Origin of the sequence: Nodularia spumigena CCY9414 (assembly GCF_000340565.2) — a bacterium.
GTDB lineage: Bacteria > Cyanobacteriota > Cyanobacteriia > Cyanobacteriales > Nostocaceae > Nodularia > Nodularia spumigena.
This window is the reverse complement of the sequence record NZ_CP007203.1, coordinates 769,289-783,517: the sequence shown is the minus strand read 5'-3', so window position 1 is coordinate 783,517 and position 14,229 is coordinate 769,289. Positions and strand designations below refer to the sequence as shown.

Sequence of the window (14,229 nt, the reverse complement as noted above, 5' to 3'; positions counted from 1 at the left end):
TAGTAAAATTTCCATTAAATATGACTTGAGATCACAATGCAATAGCATCTGTTCAAAACTCTGATATTGGTCGCATCTGGGTTGGGTGAGTAAAATCCTTGTGTAAAAGACTTTGGGGAAAATGAAACTGAAAAATAGCGATTAATAAAATCCTGACTTAAAACCCAATCATTAACACGAATTACAAGACTGCATCCGCCTACCCAGTATCAGTTAAACCATGCACCCCTCTTAGTCCTTCAGAGTCCAGTACCCTTCTCGGTTACATCAATCGTGTTTAGACAAAACCTGCTAGATTATACTTTTCAAACAGCCTCAAAAAGATGTTTTATTTTAGGTATTTAGGAATCTGGAAAATTTCGCAAATAATACCATAAACCATTCATAAGTACAAATTCTTCTTTGTGGTTACTTGCTAAAACCTCAGCCAAATACATAATGAAATTGGATAAAATGATCAAATACCCTACGACTACAACCCTTGTATAGCAAGGGCTGACACTCATATAAACCATGAAAAATGCCAAGAATAAATAATAAATGTTCTCAATAGCTAAGTTAGTCAAGATATTTTGATTTTTTTTGATGCTATTTATATGACTCTAATTATCAGTCGTTGATTCATCTATTTAGTGGTAAATTGTCTAGGAACTTCATGAATACACCCAACTCAAATCAATTACAAGCGAGGGGTTTGACCCCCCTAACAGATTAGTAACTCAATGATATAAAATAAGTTTAAACAACATATAATTAGAGATGAAAAAACTCACCAAATCTCATGATACACATACTAAAATAAGATATGATATTAACAGCAAACAATAGTATACTTACTAAAGTTGTCCCTCACATTCTCAGATAAATAATGATTTATTTTAGAGAGTGAATGGAATTTATTAGAAAAATGCTCTCAAATTAAGAGCAAAAAAAATAAAATAAATTTGTTTATCAGGGAAAGCTAGTTTAATGAAAAATTAAAACATTCAAAACGAGTCACAACTGCATCTACCACCAGCCATATAAAGCAAGAAATAGACTTTTAATTGAAGGTCAGCTTATGGAAAGAATCATCAGGTCACATGCAGTCGCAACCTCAAATCAAGGGAGAAGTTTAAAGATGAAATTTTATCATTTTTATTTTTATTACTATTTCGCTTTTCCTCTGGTGTCAATTTCTAGCAGTCTTGTTACCTCAATAACAATGAATTTACCAAAAATAAATATCCTCGTGTGCCTATTGCCGCAACCTTTTATATTTTTGCTCCTAGTTTTCCAGTCGGAAGCTCAAACTCTGCTGAACTGTGTCCCAGCCAAACTCAAAGAACCTTCTGTATGTATCTGTTAATCAAGTTCTTGGTTTCTCAATAATCTGTTGTATTGTCAATCAGTAACTGCAAGTCAAGTTTCACACCAAGCACCGAAGAACCTAGCTAGTCTCATCAAAGATAACTAACACTATGAATCAAGATATTCCTGGAATTAGTAGCAACTTTAATCAAGCAATGAATCCTCAACAATTCGAGCAAATAGTAGAAGCGATTCTTGCCGGTAAGTATTCCTGGGCGTGTGTTTTAATGCTACGCATAGTTGGTTACAATCCTTTACATTACATTCCTTATCGCACTTACAATCGATTACTCAAAGAAAATACCCAAGCTAGCAGAGCGCAGCAACAGCATCATCAAAATATGAAAGCTGGTAAACCATCGATAAGTAACAGGTGTAATACTAATGCTTCAGCCAGTTGTTTAAATAAAATTAAAGACCTTGCTTATCTTGAGGTGGTAGGAAAGCAAACAAGCAAAATTCGTGGTGGCGGTTGAGATAATTAATTTACCACATCAAATGTTTACCATAAGCTGCTCTATTCCTCTCAGTAGGGATAGAGCCAGATTTTATAGGGACTGCTGGGTGTGTTATTTAACATATTTTTTATCTGCTTAACTAGCCCTATTCGATAACAGCAAAATTGCTGAATAAAATCTGCCAAAATGGCAAATATTGCCTACCAAAATCCGATAAATTAGAGATAGCTACTAAACAAGAGGTGAGTAAATAAAAATTCCGTTAAAAACATCAAATCAATGAATAGATTATGAAACATATCTCACTGATTGCTGTTGCTGAAGTAGTCAGTATCTGAGGGAGTAATAACTCCTAAACCAAGACTGACGATTTAAGCGTTATTATTGGTGGTTCTTTTTGCAAAGAAGTCTGGCTACAGTAAATTTAGAGTCGCGTCTCCCCGCAATTTTAAATTTTAATGCTTGCTGGCTATTGAGTCTTCAGACGTGGGGAAACTCAATGGAGCTTCTTGACTGAATTTGGTGTTATCTGTGCCTAAAAAGGTGATATGTAGCATCATAAGCAGCAGTGGAAAAAGAAAAAGTAACGTTTCAATCGTAGTTATGCAGGACTTACGCAAAATTATGGAAAAACGAACCACGTAAAGCCTTCGGCATAGCTTCGCTTACCGCGAAGCGTCTCCCCTTCTCCCAAAGGGAGAAGTTAAGAAGGTTTCAGAGAGTTCTTGCGTAAGTCCTATTATGGTTGATAGATTTTATAGCACTGATGTTTTTTTTTCAAATATCATAATCCTCTTTCTCCCAAATAGGATTATTTCTGCTTTATAAGTTGACAATTTATACAGCAACTACTGGAAGCTCACAATGAGGAGCTTCCAGTTTTTTTATCTCACCCCCTACCTATTCCTGTACGGGCGGGTTTATTCAGAATTTCGTACGCAGGGAGGGCAGTCCTTGCCCTCCCCCACAAGATTTATAATATTAATGTGTGTACTTGATTTACTTGCAAAGTGCTGTATATTACGAGAAGTAAACACGCCAGAAACCCTTAGCAATGACAAAGGATAAATGACGACCCCCACGGGTTAACTTTATTTACCCAAATCAATAAGTTTCATCCTAGAGATAGATACTTTAAATATAAAAAACTAGATATTAATCAATATATATCTCTCCGGCTGGAGATAGAGGTAAAAAGCTTATTTATTATATAGTATGAATGTTTTGATTAATAAATAACTGAGTAATCTCCTAATATCTAAATACATACTATAGGGTAATTACTAAAGTTTAATGACGGAATTTTACCGAGAAGAAACTAATAATAAATTTGTAAATTTCATGGAGACAAAATTATTATTAATTTCAAGTAAAGATATAATCAATATTGAGTAAAGATCTCGTCTTTTTTAAGAAAACCCTTGACTAGATGTAGGAAAATTTCTAAAAGGATAACAGTAGGTTAAGACAACAGAGTGAAAACCTGTGGCTTTTTCGTTAAACTTGTTTTTCAGATAATTCCAGATTTATTGAAATCTGCTGATGAGATATTAGCTAGTCTTAGGCTAGTCTAGGAAGTAGATTTGTATTCATAACCTGACCTTAGCTGCCTCTAAGTTCCATTTTTTGATGGAACACATTCCAACCACATTTTTGGTAATCGAAAAAAACCAGTTTAAATATTTTGAGGTTGACTGATGAACCTGTATCACAGAGTTTAGGAACATCCTCAAAATAGGAGTCACTAAAAGACTGCAAAGCACTTCCCTGTGATGGTCAACTAATTATCTTGGTTGAAATCACTACCAATATCACACCATTTTTTCAGGGAAGTTTTTCAAGTTATTGGGGTTAGCCAGTGATTAGTTTACTGGTTTTAGGTATCTTACCAGAAATTGCTGTTTATTAGATTAGACAACAGCTATGCTTGCTTCATATTTTGTCAGGTTTGTTTACTACTACTTACTGACTATCGCTCACACTACAAGAGCGCAGCTTTTAACTAAGAATGTGTTGACTGGGAAAAATAGAAAAATTCCGTGATGTATCGGCTGCTTTTTGATTACATTTCTGATTCGTTGTATAGCCGATAAAGCAGGGTGAAATATTGAGGATAAAAAGCCAAGATCACACGGGTATATGCCCTCGATTTCGTCACAATAGCAGAGGGAAGTTACCAAGCATTATACCCGCATCAGGTAAATACTTAATTAGCTGGAAAAGGCTAATTACTTTTGCAGTTGTCAAGCCTTATTTATAGAGCGTTGACTATAGCTGCAACGGATAAAATTGCCCACATTTTCAGTAAATGACAATTGGTAATTAATATGTCACACTCTCTTAGCCAAAGCGAAACCTTGGAAAATTACAACATCCAAAATTTTCAAGAAGGTAAGTTTTTAACATCTTTCCAAAAAAAGGCTTTGCAGAAAAGCTTACAAGGTGATTTACAGCCAGAATATCGGCGACGCATTGAAATTATGTTGTTAGCTGATGTGGGTAAATCTCAAAGTCAAATCTGTGAAATTATCGGGTGTTCTCAGGAAATGGCTCGCTATTGGATTGGTTTAGCTGAAGCGGGTTTAGCACACAAATGGAATGAGCGCCCCATCGGTAGACCGAAGATTGTGAATGATCAATATCTGGATAGACTTAAAGAATTGGTTAGCCATAGCCCTCGTGATTATGGTTATGCGTTTACTTATTGGACTGCTCAATGGTTGAGCAAACATTTAGCTAACGAATTTAATATCCAAATTAGCGATCGCCACATTAATCGTCTACTTAAACAAATGGGACTGTCAACCAAAAAGAAAAGTTCCAGCCCTCCAGAAACTGAGCAAACCAAGGATGCTGGGATTACAATTTGCGATTTGCAATCTCACTCCGAGCCTAATTTGCATTGGTCATTAAATCTGATTCCGACCAATAAATAATTCTGTCTTGGAGGTCAAAAAATGGCATCAACGTTTTCTCCAGAATACTTAGCGCAACAACTTATCCACAGCCTGGGTGAGCCGCTATCAGAGCCAGAAATTGAAAGATGTTTGATTGGGGTGGAAATTGTCGAACCACCTGTAGCAAAGCAATTTTGGCAAGCAGCAAGCGCACCGAATGGGATATATATCGTCCTGGGGGGTAAAGTCAGGCTTTTAGATAGCGCCAATAATTTAATTACCACCCTGACAACAGGAGCATCATTTGGCGAACTGACTTTATTTACAGAAGAGCAATTTAGCCCTTATGTTGCTAGAGCTTCTGTGAAGTTAAAAGTTGCTTATTTTCCCCAAGCATCTTTACAAGAAGTAATCCGCAAACATCCGAGTATTCGCGATCGCCTCAAACAACGTGCCGAACTGTGGGATTTACTGTTACTATGTTGTCAAACGTCCCTCATTCCTCACAATAGTTCTGTAGAAGAAATACTCAAAGCTTTGGCTTTATTTGAGCGCCACACCGTCGAAGGCGACTCACTTCCAGTCAATTTATTCCAAGATACCAAACTGTGGCTACTGCATCAGGGCGAACTACAGCACACAGATGGACGCAGATTAACACCGGGAAACATCTACGTATATCCCCAGCAGGAAGATTGGCGCGCGACTCAACCCACAAAGGTTTATAGCCTGAAAAATGCCCATTGGCAAGTCGCATTAGAATATTGGCCGGAATTAGCCGAATTATCGCAAAATCGCCAAGCCGTTACAGAAGACACACCTACACCAGTAATTCCCCCAACTCTAATTAGACAGTTACCACCACCAGACCCAGAACCGAAAAAGAAGCAAAGAAAAGCCTATTTTCCCAGTCCTACAGTCAAAGCTGGCCATTGGTGGGGACGATTAACCAAGAGGTATCCGTTCTATGAACAACAAAGCGCTGCTGACTGTGGAGCCGCTTGCTTGGTGATGATTAGCCGCTATTGGGGTAAGCGTTTGAGCGTTAACCGACTGCGAGATTTAGCTAACATTAATCGCACCGGTGCATCATTGCGGGGTTTAACAACTGCGGCGGAAAGTATCGGTTTTACTACCCGTCCCGTAAAAGCCAGCTTAGATAAATTAGCACAACAAACCTTACCTGCGATCGCACATTGGGAAGGTAGACATTACATTGTTGTCTATGAAGTCAGCAAAAAACAGGTAATTGTCGGCGACCCCGCTTTTGGTCAACGCACCCTCAGCGAAGAAGAATTTAAAGCTGGTTGGACTGGTTACGCGTTATTATTACAACCCACAGCCCAACTTAAAGAAACCGAAGAAGCGAGTACACAATTTTGGCAATTATTTGAATTAGTCAAACCCCATTCCAAAGTATTGCTAGAAGTCTTCATGGCTTCGGTGTTCATTCAAATATTTGGATTAGTTACGCCCTTATTAACTCAGTTGCTTTTAGACCGAGTATTAGTACAGCGTAGCACCCTGACATTAAACGCCGTGGGGTTCGGGTTGCTAATTTTTGGCTTGTTTAGTGTCGTAATTAATGGACTGCGCCAATATCTACTAGACCACACAGCCAACCGCATTAGCGTAGCCTTATTGGTAGGTTTTATTAAACATACCTTTCGTCTACCTTTAGCCTTCTTTGAATCCCGCTACGTTGGTGATATTATTTCCCGCGTCCAAGAAAACTACAAAATTCAGCGCTTCCTCACCGGTGAAGCTTTATCCATCACTTTGGATTTGCTGACAGTGTTTATTTACGTGGGATTAATGTTTTGGTATAGTCCACCAATGGCTTTGCTGAGTTTAACGATTATCCCACCATTCTTTATTCTCGCACTGGTGGCTACACCGTTCTTTCGGCGCATTAATCGTGAGGCTTTTAATGCCACAGCCAGCGAAAATAGTTATCTGATTCAATCCCTCACAGGTATTAGCTCAATTCGCTCAATGGCTATTGAACAAACAGTACGTTGGCATTGGGAAGAGCTATTAAATAATGTCATTAAAAAGACATTTGCAGGGCAGATAATTAGTAACAAAATGCAGCTTTTTAGCTCCGGGATTGAAACTTTAGTAACTACGGGTTTGCTGTGGTTTGGAGCATGGTTAGTCATTCAAAATGAACTCACAATTGGGCAGTTAGTGGCGTTTAATATGTTGTTGGGGAACATTATTCGCCCATTTCAAAGGTTAGTGGTTTTGTGGAATCAATTCCAGGAAGTAGTTATTTCTAGTGAAAGAATTAATGATGTTCTGGAAGCGGAACCAGAGGAAGATTTACACTATCAACCCCGGCAGTTTTTACCGAGATTAGAAGGACAGATTAAATTTGAAAATGTAACTTTTCGCTATCACCCAGAGAGTGATATTAATGTCTTAGAAAATCTCAGCTTTGAAATCCTTCCTGAGCAGACTGTAGCGGTGGTTGGGCGTAGTGGTTCAGGAAAAACAACCCTCGCCAAGATGATATTAGGACTATATCTGCCGACAGATGGAAAAGTATTAATTGATGCTCAAGATGTGACTAGCATTTCTTTGCGATCGCTACGTTCTCAAATTGGAGTTGTTGATCAAGATACCTTCTTATTCGGCGGGACAATCCGCGAAAATATCAGTATTGCTCATCCAGAAGCCACCTTAGAGGAAATTATTGAAGCTGCCAGTTTAGCAGGAGCCGATGAATTTATCAAGCTCATGCCCACCGGCTACGAAACCCAAATTGGTGAAGGTGGGGGGATGTTATCTGGTGGACAACGCCAACGAATTGCGATCGCCCGTGCGTTACTCGGAAATCCCCGCTTATTGCTCTTAGACGAAGCCACCAGCCACCTCGATTCGGAATCTGAGCGAATCATTCAAAATAACCTGAAAACCATCCTCAAAGGGCGTACCAGCCTAATTATTGCCCATCGCCTGTCCACAGTCCGTAACGCTGACTTGATCCTAGTTTTAGATCGAGGTCTACTCGTCGAAAGCGGGACTCACGATGAATTAATCGCCAAAAAAAGGTCATTACTTCTATCTCAACCAGCAACAACTGGCTCAAACAGCACAAACAGCTTGAAGAAGAAGCAGGGGAGCAGGGAAATCAATTTTGGATTTTGGATTTTGGATTTTAGATTACACTTCAATCCAAAATCTAAAATCTAAAATTCCTAATCCCTATAGAAAATAAACTGTTGAATTACTTATGCCAAATCCATCTCAACATTTATCATCTGTACTTGCAATACCAAAGCAAGACCAAAATAACCAGGTTGAAAACTCTAGTGCTGTTGTTGATAATCAGACAGAGGTAGAAAACGAAGCCAACGATTGGTTTTATGGTACAGAAGAACTGCTAGATGCTTTACCAAAGCTTTGGACACGTTCCATGCTGTACTTTCTGGTAATATTTACTTCGATCATTTTACCTTGGTCGATGCTTACCAAAATTGATGAAACCGGCAGCGCTAGAGGGCGTTTAGAACCGAAAGGCGCGACACATCAATTAGGTATTTCAGTTCCTGGGACTGTGAAAGCTGTTAATGTCCAAGAAGGGGCGATGGTGAAAGCTGGACAGGTTTTACTGGAGTTGGATTCTGATATCCTGGAAAAGGAGTTACAGCAAAGACAAACACAATTACAAGGATTAAGCGATCGCCAAGCACAACTCAAACTGCTAAAAAACCAATTGATGCTGGCGATAAATATCCAAGAACAACAAAATCAAGCCCAAGAATTAGAAAAAATGTCTCAAGTAAATCAGGCGCAGCAAAACCTGGATGCGAGACAAAGTGCATTAAATTTACAAAGGTTAGAAAGACAGGCTTTAGTTGAACAAGCTCGACAGAATATTAATTCTACCCAGACTGCTGAAAAGTTAGTTAATAGTCGTTTTAATCGAGATGTCGCCGAAGTTGCTCGCTTTCGTCAACTGTACGAACAGGGTGCAATTCCGCAAATCCAATTAGTGGAATTAGAAAAGACAGCCGAGGACAGCCAACGCTTGCATTTACAAGCACAATCTGATGTTACCCAAGCGCAACTGCGTTTAAGAGAAGAAATGAGCCGCTATCAGGCGACTATGAGTCAAGTTGTCGCCGATATTGAGCAAGCAAAACTACGTTTACAAGAACAACAAAGCAGTTATCAAAGCATTGTCCAAGCGGGTAAATTAGCGGTGCTGAGAAGTCAGGAACAACTCAAAGATATGGAGACGCAAATTAGCAGTTTGTCATCAGAAATCAGTCAAACCAAGAGTCAGATTGCGTCCTTGCAGATTCAGATGAAACAGCGCATAGTGCGATCGCCTATTGATGGTATAGTTTTTGAATTACCCATCAGTAAAGCAGGGCCAGTGGTAGACCCAGGACAAATCGTTGCCCAAATTGCGCCTCAAGATAGTAAATTGATTCTCAAAGCCCAGATACCCAGCCAACACAGTGGTTTCTTAGAAGAAGGAATGCCGGTAAAAATCAAATTTGATGCCTATCCCTATCAAGATTATGGTGTAATGGAAGGGCGTGTAAGTTGGATTGCACCTAATTCTAGAACTCAGTCTAGCAACCAAGGCAGTATAGACACTTATGATTTAGATATCACCCTAGATCAGCCTTATGTACAAACTGCTAACCAACGCGTTAATTTAACCCCCGGTCAGACAGCTACCGCAGAGGTAGTTATTCGTCAACGCCGAGTAATTGATTTCATCTTAGATCCCTTTAAGAAATTGCAACAAGGCGGTCTAGAACTTTAGACAAATAATTAGGGACAAAAAAATGTAGGTTGGGGAGCCAGTGCGATCTTGGGGGTTTCCCCCATGAGCAACTGGCGTTTGACGCAAGGAAACCCAACATCTTTACCAGGGCTAGGTGTCAAATATTTGTTATTAACAATAACCCCTATTTTTAGAGTTAAAATAGTTATGGAATAGGGTAAAGTTTATCATTCTTTTTATTTCATGAAAATTTGCAAAAACTAATAGTTGTAATGAGGGTAAATTAAAAGATTAAAACTATCATTAGATAGAGACGTTAAACAATATATCAAGCAAAGATGGTGAAGAAGATACTCGCTTGCTTGTCAACGGTCAAAAAACTAATTTCAATTAGTTAATAAGTGGAGGATTTTAATTATGTCAAATATTGTAAAAATTTCGGCTGAAGACATTATTTATTATATAAAGATGGCTTGCCAAATACCTGGAATATTAGAGGCGATCGCCACTCAAAAAATTATTGCAGAAGCCGCTGACAAAGCCGGAATTGAAATCTCAACAGAAGAACTGCAAACAGCCGCAGATAATCTTCGTTTAGCGAACCGACTACTCAAAGCAGAAGACACTTGGAGTTGGTTAGAAAAACATCATCTTTCCCTAGATGACTTAGAAGAAATAGCCAAAATCAACCTCACATCCTCCAAATTAGCCAATCATTTATTTGCAGACCAAATCGAACCATTCTTTTATGCACACCAAGCCAAATATTTTGGAGCAGTAACTTATGAAGTTATTTTAGATGATGAAGATTTAGCCTTAGAGCTATTTTATGCCCTCCAAGAAGGCGAAATCAGCTTCCAAGAAATTGCTCGTCAATACATCCAAAATCCCGAAACCCGGCGCGCAGGTGGTTATCAGGGAATCCGCCGCCGCATTGACTTTAGAGCCGAGATTGCAGCCGCAGTTTTTGCCGCAACTCCCCCACAAATTCTCAAACCAATCATTACACCCAAAGGAGCGCATATCATCGCCGTTGAGGAAATCATTAAACCAGAATTAGATGAAAACTTGCGGCTTCAAATCATGGGAGACTTCTTTACAAATTGGTTACAGCAACAAATAACCACAGTGGAAATTGTCGCCAATATGCAACAAAATACCAACTCTCAAACATCAACTAATTTGGTCAAACCAGCATAGATATCATTGACTGTGGTTTCATGACCAGCAGTTAGTAAAAGCGCCACCATAGCAATTAATTCATCTTCCGATAATTTCGAGCCATCGGATTCAGCTTGTAGCAGGGCGCTGGTTAAGTCATCTTGGGGATTTCGGCGATGTTCGCGGAAAAGTCGGCGCAGAAACCTCACAAGTTGATACAAGCAGGGGATAGCAAGAATACCGTCAATCGGTTTACTGGTGCTGGTCATCACCCTTGACCAATGATGAAAAGCGGCTCGGTCTTGTTCAGCAACGCCGAGCATTTCGCTGATCACAACCATTGGAATTGGCAAGGCAAAATCATGAATTAAATCCATTTTACCTTTGCTTTGGGCGCGATCAATCAGTTCATGGGCGAGGCGATGAATGCGGGTTTGCATTTGCCCAATCAGGCGTGGTATAAACGCCTGATGCACCAGGGAACGCAGACGGGTATGGTCGGGGATGTCGGAGGCGATCGCACAATTAGGAGTTTTTGCGGAATCCCACCACTGTATCTTGATGTTAGATATTGGATAGATTCAACATATTAATATGTCAGGACAGAAAAAAGAGCCGAATGGGTGTGGATGCGCGAATATCCCCATATCAGTAATTCTCATAATTTTAGGATTTGGTGGATGGTGGTTGAGCCAGAAAGGTAATCGAGATATGATCACTAATCTTTTTACTAACCTTGTATCTCAGAATCCGCAAATAACTATACCAATTTTGAATACCACTCTCACTCCCATTTCCACTCCAATTCCCACTCCCACTCCTACCCCAACTCCTACCCCTACCCCCATTTCCACTCCAATTCCCACTCCCACTCCTACCCCAACTCCTACCCCATCAAACACAGTCAATCCTGATACTAAACCAAAATCGGCTTTACCACCAACAACCCCTATTCAAAAAACAACATTACCTCAAAATCCTTGGGATAAAAAAGTAATTAGAGGTATTTATTTCAGTCGTTACTATATTACTAATAATGCTAACGAAAAAACCATTCGTCAACGAGTTCGCCAATATCGTTCCCAAGGATTTAACACCATAATTCATGGCGTTTGGGGTAATGGTTGTACAATGTATAACAGCGATGTCATGCAAAATAAATTAGGGTTTAAAAGTTGTCCTAATAAGTTTCAAGATAAATGGTTAGATTGGTTAATTGATGAAGCGCATAAGCAAGGAATGGAAGTCCATGCTTACTTTGAAAAAGGCATTAAAATCGATAAAAATAGTCCAATTTTTGATTTAGCGATCGCGCGCCGATGGGTAGTTCCTGGTGTAGATAGAACATACTCCAACATTGAACATTATGTTTTAGATGTAGAAATACCAGAAGTTGCTAATTTCTTTAAAGATATCTCAGTGGAATTTGTCACCAAATACCCCCAAATCGATGCCGTGCAATGGGATGATTATTTAGGCTACCACGCTGAACTACCAGGACAAGTAGACCGTACCGCTAACTTAACAAAATTTGTCCAACAAATGGTGAGTGGAATTAAACAGGCTAACCCAAACGTTAGTTTTGATATTTCTCATCATAATCCTTATTGGGCTAAAAGATATTTTGCAGCAGATTGGCCAAACTGGAACGTTGATAGAGTGTTTATTCAAGTTTATAATGATGACAATTACCAAGAAGAATTAAAATATGTGAGAAATGTTGATGGAATTGGCATTAGTGACAACCAATTTCATCGATTAGAGGCAATAATTAATAACCCACAAATAAAAAGTGTTTTAGTATTTCCCATAGATGGAAAACCAGAAAAAACCGCCAGTAACCTGCAAAATTTAGTACAATCAATCACTCAAAAACCATAACTTTAGCAGTCCCAAATCATTCGTTAACACCTGTCTTTGTAATCTCTCTGTGTCCTCTGTGTCTCTGTGGTTCCATTAAAAAATACATTGATGGCTACACCAAGCCAACTATCACAAATAAAATAGGATTACTATAAATATTTTAAATTACTGATGAAATAATCTATAAAACCTCACCCCAACCCTCTCCTTTGTAACCAGAGGGTTGGGGTGAGGTTTTAGGACAAAGGCTTTTGCGTTGCTACACCCGCACCACGAGGAAAACTAGCTGGAGTATTTACTACTTTTCGCAAGTACAAGCAATGACGAATGCTGTTAGTTAAAGGTGTTGTAAATTGTTCTAAAGATTCAATTATTCCACCCAATTGGTTAACAGCATTTTGCAAAGATTTAGTTTCTTCTTCTGTCCAATTACCGCGATAAATTACAGCTAAACCACCGTGTTTGAGCAATGGTAAAGTATATTCTGCACAGACAGCCGCATTACTAACTGCGCGAATTAAAGCTATATCGTAGGTTTTGCGGTGCTGGGGATGATGTCCTATTTCTTCGGCTCTTCCAACTAAAGTTTTGGCATTGCTCAGAGTTAATTGTGTCAAGGTTTCGTTAATAAAGTTAATTTTTTTGCGGGTGGAATCTAGCAGAGTTATTGTACAATTAGGCACGGTAATTGCTACGGGAATTCCGGGAAAACCCGCACCTGTGCCGATATCAATTATAGAAGCATTTTCTGAGAGAGAGGGGATAAATTGCCCTTGTGGTGCAATTCCTCGCAAGGAATCCCAAAGATGTTTTTCCCAAAAATCTTGGGGGTCGGTAATGCGAGTTAAATTTAACTGTTGATTACCTAGTACAATTAATTCATACAACTGCTGAAATTTTTGCTGCTGTTGTTCGTCGGGTTGCCAATTTAGGGTTTGTTGCCATATTTCCGCCATTTCTGGCAATAAGTTAGTCATTGGTCATTGGTCATTGGTCATTGGTCATTGGTCATTGGTGATCACAGGTTCTTGAGCTTTCGCTTTCAGTATGGCTGGGTCTACTGATTGTAGTTCACCGTGGTTCAGTGTCCAACATCGGTCGGCGATCGCCAACAAATCCCCAGCATCATGAGTCACCACTAACAGTGTCCAATCTTTTTTCAGTTTCGCTAATAAATTTACCAGTTGCCGACGCATTGACCAATCTAACCCGGCTGTGGGTTCATCTAATAACAGTAAATTCGGCTGACGAATTAATTGTACCGCTAAAGCCAAACGCCTCTGCTGTCCACCACTTAAAGCGTGAGGTGCGGCGGAAAGTGATAAATGCTCTAATCCTACCTCGCTTAATGCTCCCCTGACTCGCTCTGAGCCTAATTCCGGATGTCCTAAACGCAATTCTTCTAAAATCGTACCACCACAAAAGTGCCTTTCGGGGAACTGAAATACTAATCCAGCCAATTGTTGTAACTGTTCAGGGATAAGTTCTTGTTCTCTCCAGAAAAGTGAACCTGAAGTTGGTTCGGCTAATCCAGATAAAATTTCTAGTAAGGTACTTTTACCTGAACCACTCGGTCCAATAATCATACCCAGTTGCTGGGGGACTAATTCTAGATTAATTGATTTGAGAATCTCTGCTGGGCTGGCTGTGGGATGATAAGTTAGATTTCTGATATAGAGCATTTGTGAGGACTATGAAAAAGTTGGCTGATTATTCCTAAGAGTAACTAGAAAATTAAATTTCGCAAATTACG

At 39.3% G+C, this 14,229-nt stretch carries 8 protein-coding genes and 1 pseudogene; 6 read left to right on the top strand and 3 right to left on the bottom strand.

What is annotated here, in order from left to right; genetic code table 11:
• Nucleotides 1-1,460 precede the first annotated feature (1,460 nt).
• From NSP_RS03525 to NSP_RS03505, 5 genes and pseudogenes are all read left to right on the top strand, one after another.
• Complete coding sequence (locus NSP_RS03525) at nt 1,461-1,826, top strand: HetP family heterocyst commitment protein (protein ID WP_006195627.1); 366 nt, start codon at nt 1,461-1,463, stop codon at nt 1,824-1,826.
• A gap of 2,309 nt (nt 1,827-4,135) precedes the next feature.
• A complete protein-coding gene (locus NSP_RS03520; protein WP_006195626.1) occupies nt 4,136-4,744 on the top strand; it encodes a helix-turn-helix domain-containing protein in 609 nt (202 codons plus the stop codon).
• Nucleotides 4,745-4,765: 21 nt separating this feature from the next.
• A pseudogene (locus tag NSP_RS03515) lies at nt 4,766-7,817 on the top strand (peptidase domain-containing ABC transporter).
• Nucleotides 7,818-7,943: 126 nt separating this feature from the next.
• Entirely contained in the window at nt 7,944-9,491 is a 1,548-nt protein-coding gene (locus tag NSP_RS03510; RefSeq protein ID WP_006198646.1) for a beta-barrel domain-containing protein, read from the top strand.
• Nucleotides 9,492-9,869: 378 nt separating this feature from the next.
• Nucleotides 9,870-10,652 carry a peptidylprolyl isomerase gene (locus NSP_RS03505; RefSeq protein ID WP_006198645.1) on the top strand — a complete coding sequence of 261 codons (783 nt, stop codon included), beginning with the start codon at nt 9,870-9,872 and terminating at the stop codon, nt 10,650-10,652.
• Here the strand turns inward: NSP_RS03505 and NSP_RS03500 are convergent.
• Nucleotides 10,619-11,053, bottom strand: coding sequence for a cytochrome P450 (locus tag NSP_RS03500; RefSeq protein WP_006198644.1), 435 nt, complete (start codon nt 11,051-11,053; stop codon nt 10,619-10,621). The genes NSP_RS03505 and NSP_RS03500 overlap by 34 nt on opposite strands.
• A gap of 154 nt (nt 11,054-11,207) precedes the next feature.
• Between NSP_RS03500 and NSP_RS03495 the strand changes: the two genes are divergently transcribed.
• A complete protein-coding gene (locus NSP_RS03495) occupies nt 11,208-12,494 on the top strand; it encodes a family 10 glycosylhydrolase (RefSeq protein WP_017803804.1) in 1,287 nt (428 codons plus the stop codon).
• A 218-nt stretch (nt 12,495-12,712) separates the two neighbouring features.
• Here the strand turns inward: NSP_RS03495 and rsmG are convergent, their stop codons facing one another.
• Both rsmG and NSP_RS03485 read right to left on the bottom strand, forming a co-directional pair.
• Nucleotides 12,713-13,453: a 16S rRNA (guanine(527)-N(7))-methyltransferase RsmG gene (gene rsmG, locus NSP_RS03490; RefSeq protein ID WP_006198642.1), complete on the bottom strand. Its 741-nt coding sequence runs from the start codon at nt 13,451-13,453 to the stop codon at nt 12,713-12,715.
• Nucleotides 13,454-13,477: 24 nt separating this feature from the next.
• Nucleotides 13,478-14,158 carry an ABC transporter ATP-binding protein gene (locus NSP_RS03485; protein ID WP_017803803.1) on the bottom strand — a complete coding sequence of 227 codons (681 nt, stop codon included), beginning with the start codon at nt 14,156-14,158 and terminating at the stop codon, nt 13,478-13,480.
• Nucleotides 14,159-14,229: the final 71 nt, after the last annotated feature.

Bases quoted from the DNA above. Each gene is read 5' to 3' on its own strand.
- NSP_RS03525 (WP_006195627.1), top strand. From the start codon at position 1,461: ATGAATCAAGATATTCCTGGAATTAGTAGCAACTTTAATCAAGCAATG.
- NSP_RS03520 (WP_006195626.1), top strand. From the start codon at position 4,136: ATGTCACACTCTCTTAGCCAAAGCGAAACCTTGGAAAATTACAACATC.
- NSP_RS03510 (WP_006198646.1), top strand. From the start codon at position 7,944: ATGCCAAATCCATCTCAACATTTATCATCTGTACTTGCAATACCAAAG.
- NSP_RS03505 (WP_006198645.1), top strand. From the start codon at position 9,870: ATGTCAAATATTGTAAAAATTTCGGCTGAAGACATTATTTATTATATA.
- NSP_RS03500 (WP_006198644.1), bottom strand. From the start codon at position 11,053: ATGCAAACCCGCATTCATCGCCTCGCCCATGAACTGATTGATCGCGCC.
- NSP_RS03495 (WP_017803804.1), top strand. From the start codon at position 11,208: ATGTCAGGACAGAAAAAAGAGCCGAATGGGTGTGGATGCGCGAATATC.
- rsmG (WP_006198642.1), bottom strand. From the start codon at position 13,453: ATGACTAACTTATTGCCAGAAATGGCGGAAATATGGCAACAAACCCTA.
- NSP_RS03485 (WP_017803803.1), bottom strand. From the start codon at position 14,158: ATGCTCTATATCAGAAATCTAACTTATCATCCCACAGCCAGCCCAGCA.